Here is a 16,719-nt window from a genome sequence, read left to right on the forward strand (position 1 = left end):
AGCTTTCCCTGGCCGAAGGGCTCCAGCTGGAAATGCAGGCCGCGCACGGTGCCGGGCGTTGCGGAGAGAGATTGATTATCCTGCACGAAGCTTACATCGGCGATGTTGTCGCGAAACCAGGCGTCCTTGAATACTTCCGAGAAGTATCCGCGATGATCGCCGAACCGGGTAGGCGTGATTTTTACAACATCAGAAATAGCTAGACGTTCAAACTGCATCGACAATCTCCTGATCGAGCTAGCAATATTCGGACTCATCCGATCATTGCAAGTGCACAATGGCGCTTTACGATGAGGAGGCGACAATTGGCGACTCCGGATATCACGTCCCTTGGATCGGTTGCTCTTGTCTTGATTTTCGCCCCAGCGACTATCGAACATTTCCTTTGTGACGCCTGGATCGATCGTCGTCGCGCCAACGAGCGCCTCAAAGCGAACCCTCCGCATATGGAGCGTCCGGATTTGAAAGCGTATGATAGTTGCTCCCGACGGCCACGCCGCTGGGATCGGCGGATCACGAGCAGAGCGCCCCTATCCAACCGTTCGACCGCCTTCCGAAGCCGTCTTGGGGAAACCCGTGAGGATCGCCGGCCGCTCGGGCAGGCGCCTTCTCCCTGATCGACTTCGCAGCGATGACGAAGCGCTGTTTGCCGGATGACATGCCCGAAAGGAAGCCGCCAAATCACCATCAAAGGGACAATCTTGAAATTTTGGCGAACGATTTGACCGGAGAACTTTTCTCTTCTCCTATTCTTCGAGGTCAATCGAGGACCACGACATATCCAAAATCCTCGGCGGCGTTCTTGCGATCGGCGTGTCGCTGACGGTGGTCGGCGCCGAACATACGCCGCCTCTCGTCCGTTGCGACGTAAAAGGCAATATTTCCCACGATACCGGCGAGAGGATCTTTCATTCCCTGGGACAACAAAGTTACGCCGCAACCCGCATCAACATGCTTGACGGTGAACGCTGGTTTTGTAGCAAGCAAGCGGCGTGCGACGCCGCCTGGCGGAAAGCGCTTCGATAAAAACGCTGGTCAAAAAGCCGCGAACTTGCCTTTAGACGTCATGGATGCTTTTGCCGCAAGGCGTCAAGCGATACTGCGCGAGAATTGACATTTATTGAAATGGTGCCCGGGACCGGAATCGAACCAGTGACACGCGGATTTTCAATCCGCTGCTCTACCAACTGAGCTACCCGGGCAACGCGCTGTTAGGAGGCTTTCGTCTCCGCCGGAGCTTGGTTTTCTCCGGAAGCGAGCGGGGTTATAACACCTAATTTTTTGGGCGCAACCCCTGTGACAGTTTTTTTTCGGTTTTTCGTAAGTGCTTTTAAAAACTGGTATTTTCAGCCTTCGTCGCTGCGGGGGAGCCGGTAGTCGTCCTCCGCTTTGGACTCGTCCTCCGCCACCGGGATCGCATACGAACCTGAAAGCCAACGCGACAGATCGAGATTGCGGCAACGCTCCGAGCAAAACGGGTAGCAGTCCCGCGTCGAGGGCCTGTTGCATTCCGGACAGGGGCGCGCCTTGCGCAGCGGCGCGACGTTGGAGGCGGTCATGGCGCGCCCTCGCTCCATTTCTCCAGGAATTCGTAGCCTTCGCCGATAAGCAACTGCGTGGTCTCGTAGAGCGGCAGGCCGACGACGCCGGTATAGGAGCCGGCGATCTTCTGGACGAAGCTGCCGGCGAAGCCCTGGATGGCGTAACCGCCCGCTTTGCCGCGCCATTCGCCCGAGTCGATATAAGCCATGATTTCTTGCGAGGTCAGGCGCTTGAAGCGCACCTTGGTCTCGACGACCTTGATGCGCGCCTGGCCGGCCGGCGTGATAAGGCAGAGGCCGGTATAGACCCAGTGACTGCGTCCCGACAGAAGATGCAGCGAGGCCGAGGCCTCTTCGACATAATCGGGCTTGCCGAGAATGCGGCGCCCCACGGCCACCACGGTGTCGGCGGCGAGAATATAGCTGCCGGCCCAGGCCGGGTCGGTGCGCACCGCCTGAAATGCGGCTTCCGCCTTCTCGTGGCAAAGCCGGCGCGCCAGCGAGCGTGGATGCTCGGCGCGTTTGGGGGTTTCGTCGAGATCCATGGGTAAGAGGCGATCGGGCGTTATGCCCGCCTGCGCCAGAAGATCGAGGCGACGCGGCGAGCCGGACGCCAATATCAGCCGCTGATTGAGCATGACAGGCGTCTCCCCTGGCGGCCGGGCTTACTTGAAGCGATAGGTGATGCGGCCCTTGGTGAGGTCGTAAGGCGTCATTTCCACCAGGACCTTGTCGCCGGCCAGAACGCGGATGCGGTTCTTGCGCATGCGGCCCGCAGTGTGGGCGATGATCTCATGCTCGTTTTCCAACTTCACGCGGAAAGTGGCGTTGGGGAGCAATTCGGTCACGACGCCCGGAAATTCCAGTACTTCTTCTTTCGCCATATTTGGGTGTGTTCCTAGATGGTTTGGCGGGCGGCAGAGAGCTCGCCCCCTTTGAATTGGCGCGGAACCTACACAAAAGCTTGGGCTTTGTGAACAGGCCGGGCGGCGGTTTTTAGGCCGAAAACGCCTGCGAAGCAAGAAGGCTCAAGGCTTTTACTCCGATGCCGGACTTTTGACTGCGAGCCTGTCGCGGATCAGGCGCGTCAGATGATCCCGCACCTCGCGATAGGCGGCGAGGATCTGCTCACGCGACCCCGTCGTCGCGGTCGGATCGGGCGTGGGCCAGTAGATCACATCAGCCGCCCAAGAGCGAGTGAAGTCGAGTGCGGCGTGATGAGCTTCCGGCGCGAGCGTCACGATCAGATCGAAGTAATCGTCTTCGAGGTCGTCGAGCAGATGCGGCTGGCGCCGACCCAAGGACAGGCCGACCTCGTCGAGCACGATGTCCACGAAGGGATCGCGATCGCCGCGGCGGACGCCGGCGGAGGCGACATAGACCTGCGGCAGATGGTGACGGGCGATCGCCTCGGCCATCGGCGAGCGGATGGAGTTCATGCCGCACATGAACAGCACGGCGCCCGGTTGTCTCGATGGCGCGGCAGTGTGGCTCTGCATCCCGATCAGCCCCGCCAGTAGAGGACGCAGACCAAAGTGAACAGACGACGGGCCGTATCGAAGTCGATCGCGACCTTGCCCTTCAGCCGGTCTTCCAACGTCTGCGAGCCCTCGTTGTGGATGCCGCGCCGGCCCATGTCGATGGCCTCGATCTGGCTCGGCGAAGCCGATCGGATCGCCTGGTAATAGCTTTCGCAGATCATGAAATAGTCTTTGATGATCCGCTTGAGCGGCGTCAGCGACAGGATATGCGTCGCCACCGCCTCGCCGCCCTCTGTGGCGATCGCCAACACCAGCTTGTGATCGATGAGGGAAAGCTTGAGCCTGTAGGGACCGCCGGCGTGGCCCTCGGGCCGGAAGCTGTTTTCTTCCAGCAGGTCGAAAATGGCGACGGCGCGTTCATGTTCGACATCGGGGGTCGACCGCCCGATTGATTCATCGAGCGTTACATCCGACAGTCGAAACGCCCTCGCTCCCGCCATGATCACGCCTCGGGATTGAGCCGGATGGCGACGGAGCGCGCATGGGCGTCTAGCCCCTCGCATTCGGCCAGCGCAATCGCCGCCGGCCCGAGCGCGCGAAGCGGATCGGCCGTCAGTTTGAGGATCGACGATCGCTTCATATAATCGAGCACCGACAGGCCGGACGAGAAGCGGGCCGAGCGCGCCGTCGGCAGCACATGGTTGGACCCGCCGACATAATCGCCGATCACTTCGGGCGTGTGACGTCCGAGGAAGAAGGCGCCGGCGTTGCGGATGCGGTTCATCAGCGACTCGGGGTCGGCTGTAGCGATTTCGAGATGTTCGGCGGCGATGCGATCGGCGATCTTCACCGAGGCGTCGAGATGCGGCACGAGAATCACGGCGCCGAAATCGCGCCAGGAGGCTTCCGCCGTCTCCGCGCGACTCAGGCGCTTCAACTGACGTTCGACCGCCGCCATCACGGCGCGGCCGAACTCGGCGTCGTCGGTCACCAGAATGGATTGCGCGCCGGTGTCGTGTTCCGCCTGGGCGAGAAGATCGGCGGCAATCCAGTCGGGATCATTGTCCCTGTCGGCGATGACGAGCACTTCGGAGGGGCCGGCGATCATGTCGATGCCGATGGTTCCGAACACCTGCCGCTTGGCGGCGGCGACATAGGCGTTGCCGGGGCCGGTGACCTTGGCGACGGGCGCGATTGTGGCGGTGCCGTAAGCGAGCGCGGCAATGGCCTGGGCGCCGCCGATCCGGTAGATCTCGTCGACGCCGGCGATCCTGGCCGCGGCAAGCACCGCCGCATTGATCTCCCCGCGCATGGCGGGCACGACCATCACCAGGCGCGGCACGCCGGCGACCTTGGCCGGAATGGCGTTCATCAGCACCGAGCTCGGATAGCTGGCGCTGCCGCCGGGCACATAGAGGCCGACGGCCTCGATGGCGGTCCAGCGCGAACCGAGGGTGACGCCGAGCGCGTCCTCATACACATCGTCCTTGGGCAACTGGCGGCGGTGATGCTTTTCGATGCGTTCGGCTGCGAGATGCAGGGCGTCTCGAACCTTCGGTTCGATGGCAGTATAGGCGGCGTCGAGTTCGTGCGCCTCGACGCGCATGGAGACCTGGGTGAAATCGAGTTGGTCGAAGCGTCGAGAATAATCAGCGAGCGCATCGTCACCACGGGCGACGACATCGGCGATGATCGCCTTGACGGTCGCATTCACATCCTCGGAGACTTCCCGTTTCGTGGTCAGGAAGGCGGCGAACCGCGTCTCGAAATCCTGATCGCTGCTGTCCAGCCAAATCGCCAATGCAATGCCCTCTTCACCCCATGCCCGGGCCGGTGAGCCCGCGCCTCACGCCGCCCCGGGATGCCGGGGCTTCATGGCGGTTTCCCATGCCCCGCCGGTATCCGCAAGCTGGGCTTCTATGCAGTCCACATGTAGCAGGATCGAACCGCCTCCGGAAAGCACCAGTTCGACCGAACCGTCCGGCCCCTCGCCTTCCTTGTCGAAGAGAATGGCCAGAAGCGACAGCACCGTGTCGGACGCCTTGCGGTCGAAGCCGATCGATCGGACCGATTTGACCTGCTTGAAACAGAGCGCGGCGCGTCTGCGCTCGAAGCCCTTCTCGCCGCGGTCGCCGGCCTCCCAGGCGAAGCGGTTGGCCGCCAGCATGAAATGGCCGGCGCGCGGCTTGAAATCGATGTCGCCGACCTTGAAGACGGCGTCCTGCATCTGCGCCGAGATCACGGTCAGGTCTTCTTCGTCGAGGGCGAGCAGTTTCAATGTCATGATGTCTGTCCAGTATTGTGGCCCGCATCCTGCGGCGGGCCTCTCTTACTGCCTCAGATAAGAGCGACCCGCCCGCTCCGCAACCGGCGGATCAATCGCTGATGCGCTCCACCAGCGCGCCGCAGCGCGTGAGCTTCTCTTCCAGCCGTTCGAAGCCGCGATCGAGGTGGTAGACGCGCGACACCATGGTCTCGCCTTCAGCCGCCAGGCCGGCGATGACCAGCGACACGGAGGCGCGAAGGTCGGTCGCCATGACGGGCGCGCCCTTGAGACGCTCGACGCCTTCGATGCGGGCCGTCTGGCCGTTGAGGGTGATCTTGGCGCCGAGACGGGCCAGTTCCTGCACATGCATGAAGCGATTTTCGAAAATCGTCTCGGTGATGTGCGCCGCGCCGTTTGCGCGGGTCATCAGGCCCATGAACTGCGCCTGAAGATCCGTCGGGAAGCCCGGATAAGGGTCGGTGACAATGTCGACCGGCTTGATGCCGCCGCCATTGCGCACGACGCGAATGCCGCGCTCGGTGGCGGTGATTTCGGCGCCGGCGCGGCGGATCGCCTCGAGCGCGGTGTCGAGATAGGCCGGATTGGTGTCGACGATCTCGACGTCGCCGCCGGCCATGGCGACGGCCATGGCGTAGGTGCCTGTTTCGATGCGATCCGGCATGACTCGGTGCCGCGCGCCCGAAAGGGCGGAGACGCCTTCGATGGTGATGGTGGAGGTGCCGGCGCCCGAAATCTTGGCGCCCATGGCGTTCAGGCAATTGGCGAGGTCGACGATTTCGGGCTCGCGGGCAGCGTTGCCGATCACGGTTACGCCGCGCGCCAGGCTTGCCGCCATCAGCATCACATGCGTGGCGCCGACGGACACTTTCGGGAAGGTGTAGCGCGCGCCGATGAGGCCGCCCTTGGGCGCGGTCGCATTGACATAGCCGCTGTCGATCTCGATCTCGGCGCCGAGCGCCCGCAGGCCCTCGATGAACAAGTCCACGGGGCGGGTGCCGATCGCGCAGCCGCCGGGCAGCGACACGCGCGCCTTGCCTTCGCGCGCCAAAAGCGGGCCGATCACCCAGAAGCTCGCGCGCATCTTGGAGACGAGTTCATAAGGCGCAATGACATCGGCCACGGTGCGGCAGGTAAAATGCACCGTGCGCGCATAGGACCCATCCTGATGCTCGCGGCGGCCATTCACCGAAATGTCGACGCCGTGATTGCCGAGAATGCGGATCAACTGCTCGACATCGGCGAGATGCGGCACATTTTCCAAAGTCAGCGTGTCGCTGGTCATCAGAGACGCGATCATCAGCGGCAGGGCCGCATTCTTTGCTCCCGAAATCGGAATGACGCCATTGAGCGGCCGGCCGCCGACGATCCTGATGCGATCCATGAAATCCTATCCCCTGCGGAGCCGCCTGTTGCGCGCCCGCTAAAAAACCTAGGCCCCTTTAGCGGATTGATCCTAGACATTCAAGGAACGCCGCCAAGGGCGGTTAATCGCGCAAATGGGGGAAAAGTGAGGCGAAGCGTTTGCGTCGCCGGCGCCGGCAAATGGTCAGCCTGTTTCGTCGTCAGTCCCTGGCATCAACGCGCCCGGGCGGGCGTCTTCGGCCCCTTGGCGGCGTGCGCGCGCCTGCAGCTTGCGCTTGGCGAGGTTGGCGCGCAACTCGGCCTTGAGCCTGTCTTCACGCTTCTGCCGCGGCGCGGCCGGCTGGCGGCGCTTTTCCATGTGATCGTCTTCATTCTGCATGGTGAAGATGTAACGCGGAAAGGCCTGTTCGCCAAGCTTCCGAGAGCAGGCGGCCAAAAAACTTTCGCAAAATGGAAATCGGCGCTTGCATGCCCCCTGAGTCTATGGCAATAGCCCGCCTACCGGACGACGAACGCGCCGCTTCGGTTCAAACGCTGAAACATCAAGCGTTTTCATGGTCATGCTGCCGTAGCTCAGTGGTAGAGCACACCCTTGGTAAGGGTGAGGTCGGTGGTTCAATCCCACTCGGCAGCACCATTTTTTCAGGCGACATATCAGGTTGATTTGATATCCGGGCGAGGATCGCTGGTCCTCAGGCGAATAAGCGTTCCCGTTCAGCGCCTTGGATCGGTCAGACTGTCGTCGCACGCCGCGCCGACCCAATTCCGATATTTGCAGATCCGAAGAATGGCGCAGTCAAGACTGCTCCGTGCTGTTCGACGATCGACAATGCGTCGCCGCAAACGCAAAAAAGGGGGCCGAAGCCCCCTTTCCGCAATCCGGATTGGATTAGAACGTGCGCTCGAAGCGGAGCATGCCGTTCCACTGGTCGTTGTCGACCACCTTGTTGTCCCACTTCGTGTAGGTCACTTCCGGCATGATCAGGAGACCGGAAACCGGGTTCCACTTGAGGTTGGCGGCGGCAGCGAACGTGTCGTTGTCGGTGCCGGCAACCTGGAGGTTTGCAGCGAGGTTGTCGGCGGCCTTGTAGCCAACGCCAGCCCATGCAGCCCAGTCGCCCCAACCAACATACTGGTCGCCAGGAGCGTAGGCATTGACGCCGCCCGAGTTCCAGGCGCCCATCACGAAGGCCGAAACGGCGCCGAAGTTGCCGTCCAAGCGAGCCTTGACAGCGCCTTCTTCAGCACGCTCGTCATAGCCGCCGACGACGGTCACGCCGAAGGAGCCCATGGTGTAGCCAGCGCCAGCGACGAAATTCGGGACGTAGTCCTTGCCGTTGACGACGCGGCCAGCGCCGTTCAGCGTATCGTCGGCTTCAACAGCCACGACAGCCTTGAAGCCAGCGCCGGAGTCGTAGGTGTAGTTGATCTGGTTGACTTCGAAACCGCCGTAGGAGATCACGTCGTCGTTGATGATGTCGCCGGCGTAGTTGGTGAACGAGCTGTACACCGAGTCAGCGAGACCGACCTGGAAGCCGGCGAGCGAGATGTTCGCCGCGATCAGCTTGGTGGTGGTGTGCTGGCCATCGTTGTAGGTGCCGTCGAAATCGAAGCGGCCGATGAACTGGGTCTTCAGAGCGCCGTATTCGGTGTCCGAAGCGGAGTCCATGTAGATTTCGCCGCGGGTGCGGGTGTTGTAACCTTCCTGGCTCTTCACAGAGTAGGAGTCAGCAGCCTGAACGTCGAAGCGAACGCGACCGCCGACCTTGAGGCAGGTTTCGGTGCCCGGGATGTAGAAATAGCCGGTGCCGAACGCGTCGCAAACCTTGACATATTCCATGGGTTCCGGCTCGGCGGCAACCACGGCGTCGGCAGCCTGAGCGCCGGAAACAACCGCCAGAGCAGCTGCGGAGCCGAGAAGAAGGCTCTTGATGTTCATGAGTGTGAACTCCAGTTCGTTGTTATCTTTAGGTCAGGGCCACTATCGCGGAAAACCACGCCCAACCGCCCCTTTTTCGAAGAAGCGAGGTGTCTTGCCCCTTCGAGAAAAACCTTACCCGGCGATCGCGAATGACAAAATATGAAAGTGAGAAATTGCTGGGCCTGCTAAGCTTCGCTCCGCAAAGCCGTGGCGAATGCGCCACTTCTTTAATCGGATCAGATCAAACCGGTTGATCGAGTCTGATCGAAAGATGCAAGAAACCAAGAAAATGACTTCAAATGCAGTGAAGGGGGCCTCGCGGCCCCCTTCGAATCTCATCGATGAGATCAGAACGTGCGCTGGAAGCGGATCATGCCGTTCCACTGATCGCCGTCGGCCTTTTCGTTGTCGAACGACGTGTAGGTGACTTCCGGCTGGATCAGGAGACCAGCAACCGGGTTCCACTTGACGTTGGCGGCGATCGCCAGCGTGTCCTTGTCGGTGCCGGCGACCTGAGCGTTGAGCTTGACGTCGTCGGAGACCTTGTAGCCGACGCCGGCCCAAGCAGCCCAGTCACCCCAGGCGGCACCCGAACCATCGCCCGGCGCGAAGTTGTTGACGTTCTTGCCCGAAGAAGACCAGGCGCCCATCACGAAGGCGGAGAAAGCGCCGAATTCGCCGTCGACGCGACCCTTGACCGCGCCTTCGTCACGACGCTCGTCGTAGCCGCCGACCACGGACACGCCGAAAGCGTCGGTGCTGTAGGCGAGGCCTGCGACCAGGTTCGGGATGTAGTCTTCGCCGTTGACGACCTTGGTTTCGGCGTCGTTGAGCGTATCGTCGGCTTCCACGGCGATCGCGGCCTTGAAGCCGGCGCCCGAGTCGTAGGTGTAGTTGATCTGGTTGACTTCGAACTGGCCGTAGGAGACCACGTCGTCGTTGATGATGTCGCCGGCATAGCCCGTGAAGGAGCTGAACAGCGTGTCGGCGAGACCGATCTGGAAGCCGGCGAGCGAGATGTTCGCCTGGATCAGCTTGGTGGTCGTGTGCGCGCCGTCATTATAGGTGTTGTCGAAGTCGAAGCGGCCGACGAACTTGGTCTTCAGAGCGCCGTATTCGGTGTCGGAAGCCGAGTCCATGTAGATTTCGCCGCGCGAACGCGAGTTCCAGCCCTTGTCGCTGTCGAGCTTGTAGGAATTGGCGGCCTTGAGGTCGAAGCGGACGCGGCCGCCGATCTTGAGGCAGGTCTCGGTGCCGGGGATATAGAAGTAGCCCGTGCCGTAGGCGTCGCAGACCTTGACATATTCCATGGGTTCCGGCTCGGCGGCGACGACAGCGTCGGCGGCCTGAGCGCCAGAAACGACCGCGAGAGCGGCGGCGGAGCCGAGGAGAAGGCTCTTGATAGACATGTTGACCTCCAGTCAAACTTTTCAATTTCGGCCAGGCCGCCTAAAGGCATTCCCCTGAGACCTGGCCACCCCGATGTAAAGAGAACGGCTTCCCGTCCTCTCGGGGCATGTCTTACCCAGCTTTTCGGAAGGCAAAATATCACAAATCTCAACTTGGTTTTTTGTGACAGGAGTTGCCGAGACCGCTGTGGCGCGGATGCAACAATCCTTGAAGCCGATCAGGATTTTCTCTAACAATATGAAAGATATATGACAGTTCCGTGACGAGAATGAGCGGCCTTGCCGCTTCCCCGGCCGCCCGAACCAGTCTTCGAATCTTATTTTTCGATATGTTCAATTATTGCTTATATATGCCCTTCTATCTCATTGTCGCGGCCTGGTCGCCCCACATCCCTCTTTCATTCATCACTCGTTCTTCCTTGGGTGATGTCGAAGCCGGCGTCGAAAAAATATCGACCGCTAAGCTTCTAGATCAGAGGAGCGATATGCGTAGGAACAGGCGCGCCGGCCGAACGTTTCACCCTCGGTTGCTCACCCAAGGAGGCATGAACCATTGTCCCACTTCGCCTTTGGTCCCATCATTCACGAACAGGGCGTCCTCTTCAGGCTCTGGGCGCCGCTTCAGGAAAAGATCGGGCTCCGGATCGACGACGGGCCTCTGCTGCCGATGACCGCGGCGGATGGCGGCTGGCGCATTCTGGATGTGAAGGATGCGGGGGCCGGAACACGGTATCGATTTGTGCTCGAGGACGGCCTGGAGATACCGGACCCTGCATCGCGTCATCAGCCCGACGGGCTGAAGGGCCCGAGCGAAGTCGTCGACCCCTCGCACTACCTTTGGCGTACGCCGGATTGGCGCGGTCGGCCATGGGAGGACAGTGTCGTCTACGAGTTGCATGTCGGCGCGTTCACGCCGGAGGGCACGTTCAAGTCGGCGGCGGCGAAATTGCCTTATCTCGCCGATCTCGGCGTCACCGTCATTCAGCTGATGCCGCTCGCCGAATTCCCAGGTCGCTGGGGATGGGGTTATGACGGCGTGCTGCATTACGCCCCCTATTCCGGATACGGCGCGCCGGACGATCTCAAGGCCTTCGTCGACGAAGCCCATCGCCACGGGCTCTCCGTCATGCTCGATGTCGTCTACAACCATTTCGGACCGGACGGCAATTATATGGGTCTCTACGCGCCGCTGTTCACCGAGCGACATCACACTCCATGGGGAGCCGGCATCAATTACGACGACACCGATTCCAAACTGGTGCGCGATTATGTGATCCAGAACGCGATATATTGGATCGATGAATTCCGCATGGACGGGCTGAGGCTGGACGCGGTCCACGCAATCGACGACACCAGCGACGAGCATCTTCTTGCCGAACTGGCGCGTCGCGTGCGCGCAGCCGCGGGCGACAGGATCGTCCACCTCGTCGTCGAAAACGAGCATAACGATCCCACCCTTCTCGAACGGGACGCCACCGGGATGCCGCTCGCCTACACCGCGCAATGGAATGACGACATCCATCACGCCCTGCATGTCGCGGCGACGGGCGAGACGGTCGGCTATTACGCCGATTATCAGGCGCTGCCCCAGGATCTCGGTCGGGCGCTTACCGAGGGCTTCATCTATCAGGGGCAGGAGATGCCCTACCGAGGTTCGACGAGAGGCGGCGCGAGTGCGCATCTGCCCGCGCAGGCTTTCATCGCCTTCATTCAGAACCACGACCAGATCGGCAATCGCGCCTTCGGCGACCGTTTGGTCGATTTCGCGGAAGACAATGCCCTCAGCGCCATTTCCGCAATCTATCTTCTGTCGCCCCAGATCCCGATGTTGTTCATGGGCGAAGAATGGGCGTCCGCCCGCCCGTTTCCCTATTTCTGCGATTTCGATGACGATCTGAACCAGAAGGTGCGCGAAGGTCGCGGCAAGGAGATGTCGCGGCTGCCGGGATTCGAGCCTGAACATGCCGACAAGATCCCCGACCCCACATCGGAAGAGACGTTTCTGTCGGCAAAGGTGGATTGGGAGGAATGCGCGGACGACCTCGCCGGAAACTCCCTGGACTTCTACAAAACTCTGTTGGCGATCCGGCGAGAAAAAGTGATCCCTCTTCTCAAGCAGACTCTCCAGACGGCGAGCTATCAGACCGAGGCGACACGGCTCGACGTCTCGTGGCGTTATGACAACGCCGTTCTAAGCTTGAGCGTCAATCTCGGCGCCGACGCCGTGCCGGCGCGCGAAGAAACAAGGGGCGACATCCTCTGGCGAAGCCATCGAGACACCGACGGATTGCGGGCACCTTGGTCGGTCATCTGGACGATCGAGGCCGCTTGAATCTTACTCGGTGCTGGCGGTCGGCTCCGGATCGATGGCGGGGTCGCCGCCGATGAGGCTGGAAAGGCCGTAGATGACGCCCGCCCAGACGAGCAGCGACAGGTTAACCGCCAGGATCAGATAGCCCATCCGTCGCGTCATTCGTTCTGCACCTGTCTCCGTCCTCATCGTCCCAGCCACCGAGCGGCTCTTCTGCGGAACATTCCGGGCGGCGAAAGGTTCAAGGTAGGCAGGAATTACAGGAGCGAAAAGATGTCCGACACCCGCCGCCCCGAGCCTCCCTATCCCAAGCAGGAACAGGCCCCGCCCGGCGTGACGCCGAAGATGGATCCGCCGCCGGATCATGGTGAACACAGTTATCGCGGAAATGGGCGACTTGAAGGCAAGATCGCACTGATCACCGGCGGAGATTCTGGAATCGGCCGTGCGATCGCCATCGCCTTCGCTCGCGAGGGCGCCGACGTGGCGATTTCCTATCTTCAGGAGCATCGAGATGCGGAAGACACTGCGCGCCTGATCGAGGAAGCGGGACGCAAGGCGCTGACCATTCCCGGCGATGTGTCGAAGGAAGACCATTGCGCCGGCGTGGTCGCAAAGGTGGTCGAGGAACTGGGCGGGATCGACATTCTGGTCAACAACGCCGCCTTCCAGCGCACCTATGCCGATATCGCCGATATTACGGCGGAGGAGTGGGACACGACGTTCCGCACCAACATCTACGCGCCGTTCTTTCTTTCAAAAGCCGCGATCCCGCACATGAAGCCGGGTTCGTCGATCATCAACACGACGTCGATCCAATCCAAACAACCATCGCCACAGCTGCTGGCCTATGCGTCCACGAAGGGCGCCATCCTCAATTTCACCGCCGGCCTGTCCGCCATGGTGGCCGACAGGGGCATTCGTGTCAATGCGGTGGCGCCGGGGCCCATCTGGACGCCTCTCATTCCCTCGACCATGCCGCAGGAAAAGGTCGAGAATTTCGGCAAGCAGACGGCGCTGGGTCGGGCAGGCCAACCGGCGGAACTCGCCGGCGCCTATGTGCTGCTCGCCTCCGATCTGGGCAGCTACATGACCGGCGCCGTCATTCCCGTCACCGGCGGCGAAATGATGATCTGACGTCCACCCCGACAGTTTGGACTTGCCATGACACACGCGACTTCCATATCCGCTTCCCGTGAGGCGGCGGCTCCGCCGCGAATCTATTTCGTCCATCCCCTGGCGTTGAGCGGACTCGACGAGTGGCGGGGCGTATTCGCCCATGCCCGGGCGCTCGGCTTCGACACGGTGCTGACTGCGCCGATCTTTACGCGCCCCGATGGCGGCAGCGTGTTCGTGTCTGCCGATTTCGGCCGTGTGGATCCTGCGCTCAGGCTCGGCGACGACGCCGATGCGGCGCTGAAGCATCTTTCGGAGGCGGCGGCGGAAGAAGGCGTGCGGCTGATGATCGACATCGCCGTCGACGTGGAGCCGGACCCGCGCGGACCAAGACCCTTCGACCCCAGGCTCGGTCCAATGCGACGCGGCGGACACGAGGCGGCGCTCGACGAAAGTGAAGCGGCGGCGCAGTGGAGCAAACGATTGGCTCGCTTCGTCGAGGCCGGTATTTCCGGTTTTCGCTGCATGGGTCTAGGCCGGTCGAGCGCGCTGTTCTGGCGAGAGGTCATCGATCGTGTCCGCGCCAGTCGCGACGACGCCCTGTTCCTAGCCTGGACGCCCGGAACGGATTTCGAGATCCGCCGCAATCTTCGGCAGACCGGTTTCGACGGGTGTTTTTCGTCTTTCGCCTGGTGGGATCTCGAGTCGCCCTGGTTCGCCGAGGAGTACGAACTTCAACGCGCCCTGGGCTGGCAGATCGCATTTCCGGAAGCGCCTTATGGAAGACGCCTCGCGCATGGCGCTGAAAGCCGTGAAATCCTGGAGCGATCGGCGCTGCGCGCGCTACGGCTCGCAGACCAGATCGGCGATGGGCTGATGATCCCTATGGGGTTCGAATATGGCGCGACACGACCGCTCGACCCCTTGAGCGGCGTCGGCGCCGACCTAACGAGCGCAGAACGCTCCGCCTGCTTCAATCTAACGGCCGATCTGCGCGGCTTGAATCATACGGCCAAACAATCCCTCGGCAAATCAAAAGGTCCGCTGCAGTTTCTCGCCGCGTCGGGAACCCCGTGCCTGACGCTGCTCAGAACCGACGGCCCGAGCTTTTCCGCCTCGGACATGTTGACGGCGATCGTGGTCAATCGCGATCTCCGGCGCGGCGTTTCCGCGCCGTTCCATGCGCTGCGCGAAGCTTCGTCCGGATTTCTTCCGCTGAAGTCCGGCGGCGGTGACGGCCCGGCGCTGAATGCGCTTGCGCGGCTTCGGCCCGGCGACCTCCGCATCTATGTCGGACAGCGCGGTCAGCCGATCCGTGACGCGGTTGCCGCGAAGGGCGCGCTCGCGGCGGGCGACGATCCGCGACTGGCGATCGAGGCGGTGACGCCGAGCGTTGACGGCGGTCGTTTTCCGGTAAAGCGCATCGTCGGTTCGCTCGTCCATGTCGAGGCGGACATTTTCGGCGATGGTCACGATCCGTTGTCCGCCGCGCTGCTTTGGCGCGCCGCGGATGATGCGGAGTGGCGGGAGACGCCGATGACGCTCGTGGTCAATGATCGCTGGACTGCTGAATTCACCCCGCAACGCCTGGGCCGGCACGAATTCATGATTGAGGCCTGGCGCAATCCCTTCGCGATCTATCGTTACGAACTTCAGAAGAAGCACGAGGCGCGATTGGATCTCACTCTCGAGCTGCAGGAAGGCGCCACATTGATCCGCAAGGCGGAGGAACAGGCGGAGGATCCGCTGAAATCCCGCCTGCGCGCCTTCATAGAGCGCCTCGCTCAGGCCGAGAGCGGCGAACGTGTATCGCTCCTGCTGTCGGACAATGCGTTCAAGCTGATGGCGGAGGCGGATGCCCGCCCCTTCCGGACTCGGTCGGCCGTCATTCCGCTCGACGCCGAGCGTCGCGAGGCGGCTTTTGCAAGCTGGTACCAGATCTTTCCGCGATCGCAGAGCGGCGATCCGCATCGGCACGGCACATTCGACGATGTGATCAAACGCCTGCCCGCCATCCGCGACATGGGTTTCGATGTCCTCTATTTCCCGCCGATCCATCCGATCGGCGCGACCAACCGCAAGGGCCGCAACAATTCGCTGTCCGCAGGCCCAGACGATCCCGGCAGCCCCTACGCCATCGGATCGCTGGATGGAGGTCATGACGCCATCCATCCCGAACTCGGCACGTTCGATGATTTTCGTCGTCTCGTTGCGGCATCGCGGGATCATGGGCTGGAAATCGCGCTCGATCTCGCCATCCAGGCCTCGCCGGACCATCCATGGCTCAAAGAGCATCGCGGCTGGTTCGACTGGCGGCCCGACGGAACCGTGCGTTACGCCGAAAACCCGCCGAAGAAATATGAAGACATCGTCAATGTCGATTTCTATGGCCCAGACGCCGTGCCCTCGCTGTGGACCACGTTGCGCGACATCGTCCAGAAATGGATCGACAACGGCGTCACACTGTTTCGCGTCGACAATCCACACACCAAGCCTTTTCCGTTTTGGGAATGGCTGATCGCCGACATCCGCAATCGCCATCCCGAGGCGGTGTTTCTCTCCGAAGCCTTCACCAAGCCGAAGGTGATGTATCGGCTGGCGAAAATCGGCTTTTCGCAATCCTACACCTATTTCACCTGGCGAAACCTGAAATGGGAGCTGGAAGACTATATGCGCGAATTGACGGAGAAACCGCCGCGCGACTTCTTCCGCCCGCACTTCTTCGTCAACACCCATGACATCAATCCGGATTTTCTCCAGAACGCGCCGCGGCCGGCCTATCTGATCCGCGCCGCGCTCGCATCCACGCTCTCCGGGCTCTGGGGCGTCTATAACGGCTTCGAACTCTGCGAGGGCCGCCCCGACGCCAAGCGCAAGGAATATGCCGACAGCGAGAAATACGAAATCCGCGCCTGGGATTACGACCGGCCCGGCAACATCAAACGTGAGATCGCCATGCTCAATCGCATCCGGCGGGAGAACCCGGCGCTGCATTCGCATCTCGGCCTGAGCCTGCTGGCCTCCTCCAACGACAATGTGATGTTTTTCGAAAAAGCCAGAGAAGGCCGCGAAAACGTCCTGCTGATCGCCGTGAGCCTCGATCCGCATGCGGTCCAGGAAGCGGATGTCGAAATACCCCTCTGGAAGTGGAACCTCCCGGACGATGGCGCGCTTTCGATGGAGGACCTGATCGGCGGCCATCGCTTCGCATGGCGCGGAAAATGGCAACGGCTGCGGCTCGACCCGCAAGCTTTGCCCTTCTCGATCTGGCGCGTAAGGTGAGGAGACGCC

At 61.7% G+C, this 16,719-nt stretch carries 17 protein-coding genes and 2 tRNA genes; 4 read left to right on the forward strand and 15 right to left on the reverse strand.

Annotated features, from left to right (window positions below; genetic code table 11):
• The 12 genes from OCK01_RS14105 to OCK01_RS14160 all read right to left on the reverse strand — a co-directional run.
• On the reverse strand, positions 1 to 218 hold a 218-nt coding region (locus OCK01_RS14105; protein WP_263824483.1), incomplete at its 3' end, for a dTDP-4-dehydrorhamnose 3,5-epimerase family protein.
• A gap of 541 nt (positions 219 to 759) precedes the next feature.
• Positions 760 to 987: a hypothetical protein gene (locus OCK01_RS14110; protein WP_263824484.1), complete on the reverse strand. Its 228-nt coding sequence runs from the start codon at positions 985 to 987 to the stop codon at positions 760 to 762.
• 139 nt (positions 988 to 1,126) lie between these two features.
• Positions 1,127 to 1,202 (reverse strand) — tRNA-Phe (locus OCK01_RS14115).
• Between the two features lie 144 nt (positions 1,203 to 1,346).
• Complete coding sequence (gene yacG / locus OCK01_RS14120; RefSeq protein WP_246697332.1) at positions 1,347 to 1,559, reverse strand: DNA gyrase inhibitor YacG; 213 nt, start codon at positions 1,557 to 1,559, stop codon at positions 1,347 to 1,349.
• Positions 1,556 to 2,179 carry a Maf-like protein gene (locus OCK01_RS14125; protein WP_263824485.1) on the reverse strand — a complete coding sequence of 208 codons (624 nt, stop codon included), beginning with the start codon at positions 2,177 to 2,179 and terminating at the stop codon, positions 1,556 to 1,558. The genes yacG and OCK01_RS14125 overlap by 4 nt, the downstream gene beginning before the upstream one ends.
• A gap of 27 nt (positions 2,180 to 2,206) precedes the next feature.
• Positions 2,207 to 2,425, reverse strand: coding sequence for a translation initiation factor IF-1 (gene infA / locus OCK01_RS14130; protein WP_004435948.1), 219 nt, complete (start codon positions 2,423 to 2,425; stop codon positions 2,207 to 2,209).
• A gap of 153 nt (positions 2,426 to 2,578) precedes the next feature.
• Positions 2,579 to 3,040, reverse strand: a complete 462-nt coding sequence (locus OCK01_RS14135) for a low molecular weight phosphatase family protein (protein WP_263824486.1) — start codon at positions 3,038 to 3,040, stop codon at positions 2,579 to 2,581.
• 5 nt (positions 3,041 to 3,045) lie between these two features.
• Positions 3,046 to 3,522, reverse strand: a complete 477-nt coding sequence (locus OCK01_RS14140; protein ID WP_263824487.1) for a UPF0262 family protein — start codon at positions 3,520 to 3,522, stop codon at positions 3,046 to 3,048.
• Positions 3,523 to 3,524: 2 nt separating this feature from the next.
• Positions 3,525 to 4,823: a histidinol dehydrogenase gene (gene hisD / locus OCK01_RS14145; protein WP_263824488.1), complete on the reverse strand. Its 1,299-nt coding sequence runs from the start codon at positions 4,821 to 4,823 to the stop codon at positions 3,525 to 3,527.
• A gap of 45 nt (positions 4,824 to 4,868) precedes the next feature.
• Entirely contained in the window at positions 4,869 to 5,306 is a 438-nt protein-coding gene (locus tag OCK01_RS14150; RefSeq protein ID WP_210275430.1) for a DUF2948 family protein, read from the reverse strand.
• A 91-nt stretch (positions 5,307 to 5,397) separates the two neighbouring features.
• Entirely contained in the window at positions 5,398 to 6,690 is a 1,293-nt protein-coding gene (gene murA / locus OCK01_RS14155; protein ID WP_263824489.1) for a UDP-N-acetylglucosamine 1-carboxyvinyltransferase, read from the reverse strand.
• A gap of 165 nt (positions 6,691 to 6,855) precedes the next feature.
• Entirely contained in the window at positions 6,856 to 7,107 is a 252-nt protein-coding gene (locus OCK01_RS14160; RefSeq protein ID WP_263824868.1) for a hypothetical protein, read from the reverse strand.
• A gap of 126 nt (positions 7,108 to 7,233) precedes the next feature.
• Here OCK01_RS14160 and OCK01_RS14165 point away from each other — a divergent pair.
• Positions 7,234 to 7,308: transfer RNA gene (locus OCK01_RS14165), tRNA-Thr, on the forward strand.
• A gap of 252 nt (positions 7,309 to 7,560) precedes the next feature.
• Here OCK01_RS14165 and OCK01_RS14170 read toward each other — a convergent pair.
• On the reverse strand, positions 7,561 to 8,610 hold the full coding sequence (locus OCK01_RS14170) for a porin (RefSeq protein ID WP_182827326.1): 1,050 nt from the start codon (positions 8,608 to 8,610) through the stop codon (positions 7,561 to 7,563).
• Positions 8,611 to 8,939: 329 nt separating this feature from the next.
• Positions 8,940 to 10,001, reverse strand: coding sequence for a porin (locus OCK01_RS14175; RefSeq protein ID WP_263824490.1), 1,062 nt, complete (start codon positions 9,999 to 10,001; stop codon positions 8,940 to 8,942).
• 553 nt (positions 10,002 to 10,554) lie between these two features.
• On the opposite strand from OCK01_RS14175, the gene treZ reads away from it, so the two are divergent.
• Positions 10,555 to 12,333 (forward strand): malto-oligosyltrehalose trehalohydrolase, encoded by a 1,779-nt coding sequence (treZ, locus tag OCK01_RS14180; RefSeq protein ID WP_263824491.1) that lies wholly within the window; start codon positions 10,555 to 10,557, stop codon positions 12,331 to 12,333.
• 3 nt (positions 12,334 to 12,336) lie between these two features.
• Here the strand turns inward: treZ and OCK01_RS14185 are convergent, their stop codons facing one another.
• Positions 12,337 to 12,474, reverse strand: a complete 138-nt coding sequence (locus OCK01_RS14185; RefSeq protein WP_263824492.1) for a hypothetical protein — start codon at positions 12,472 to 12,474, stop codon at positions 12,337 to 12,339.
• Between the two features lie 111 nt (positions 12,475 to 12,585).
• On the opposite strand from OCK01_RS14185, the gene OCK01_RS14190 reads away from it, so the two are divergent.
• Positions 12,586 to 13,449 carry an SDR family oxidoreductase gene (locus tag OCK01_RS14190; RefSeq protein ID WP_263824493.1) on the forward strand — a complete coding sequence of 288 codons (864 nt, stop codon included), beginning with the start codon at positions 12,586 to 12,588 and terminating at the stop codon, positions 13,447 to 13,449.
• 27 nt (positions 13,450 to 13,476) lie between these two features.
• Positions 13,477 to 16,710, forward strand: coding sequence for a maltotransferase domain-containing protein (locus tag OCK01_RS14195; protein WP_263824494.1), 3,234 nt, complete (start codon positions 13,477 to 13,479; stop codon positions 16,708 to 16,710).
• The last annotated feature ends 9 nt before the right edge of the window (positions 16,711 to 16,719 follow it).

The sequence above is a fragment of the Rhizobium sp. TRM95796 genome, from assembly GCF_025779995.1.
Taxonomy (GTDB): domain Bacteria; phylum Pseudomonadota; class Alphaproteobacteria; order Rhizobiales; family Rhizobiaceae; genus Rhizobium_E.

Excerpts from the sequence above, each read along its gene's own strand:
- infA (WP_004435948.1), bottom strand. The coding sequence starts at position 2,425 with ATGGCGAAAGAAGAAGTACTGGAATTTCCGGGCGTCGTGACCGAATTG.
- OCK01_RS14170 (WP_182827326.1), bottom strand. The coding sequence starts at position 8,610 with ATGAACATCAAGAGCCTTCTTCTCGGCTCCGCAGCTGCTCTGGCGGTT.
- OCK01_RS14195 (WP_263824494.1), top strand. The coding sequence starts at position 13,477 with ATGACACACGCGACTTCCATATCCGCTTCCCGTGAGGCGGCGGCTCCG.
- yacG (WP_246697332.1), bottom strand. The coding sequence starts at position 1,559 with ATGACCGCCTCCAACGTCGCGCCGCTGCGCAAGGCGCGCCCCTGTCCG.
- OCK01_RS14185 (WP_263824492.1), bottom strand. The coding sequence starts at position 12,474 with ATGACGCGACGGATGGGCTATCTGATCCTGGCGGTTAACCTGTCGCTG.
- OCK01_RS14175 (WP_263824490.1), bottom strand. The coding sequence starts at position 10,001 with ATGTCTATCAAGAGCCTTCTCCTCGGCTCCGCCGCCGCTCTCGCGGTC.
- OCK01_RS14190 (WP_263824493.1), top strand. The coding sequence starts at position 12,586 with ATGTCCGACACCCGCCGCCCCGAGCCTCCCTATCCCAAGCAGGAACAG.
- murA (WP_263824489.1), bottom strand. The coding sequence starts at position 6,690 with ATGGATCGCATCAGGATCGTCGGCGGCCGGCCGCTCAATGGCGTCATT.
- OCK01_RS14125 (WP_263824485.1), bottom strand. The coding sequence starts at position 2,179 with ATGCTCAATCAGCGGCTGATATTGGCGTCCGGCTCGCCGCGTCGCCTC.
- OCK01_RS14140 (WP_263824487.1), bottom strand. The coding sequence starts at position 3,522 with ATGGCGGGAGCGAGGGCGTTTCGACTGTCGGATGTAACGCTCGATGAA.
- OCK01_RS14150 (WP_210275430.1), bottom strand. The coding sequence starts at position 5,306 with ATGACATTGAAACTGCTCGCCCTCGACGAAGAAGACCTGACCGTGATC.
- OCK01_RS14135 (WP_263824486.1), bottom strand. The coding sequence starts at position 3,040 with ATGCAGAGCCACACTGCCGCGCCATCGAGACAACCGGGCGCCGTGCTG.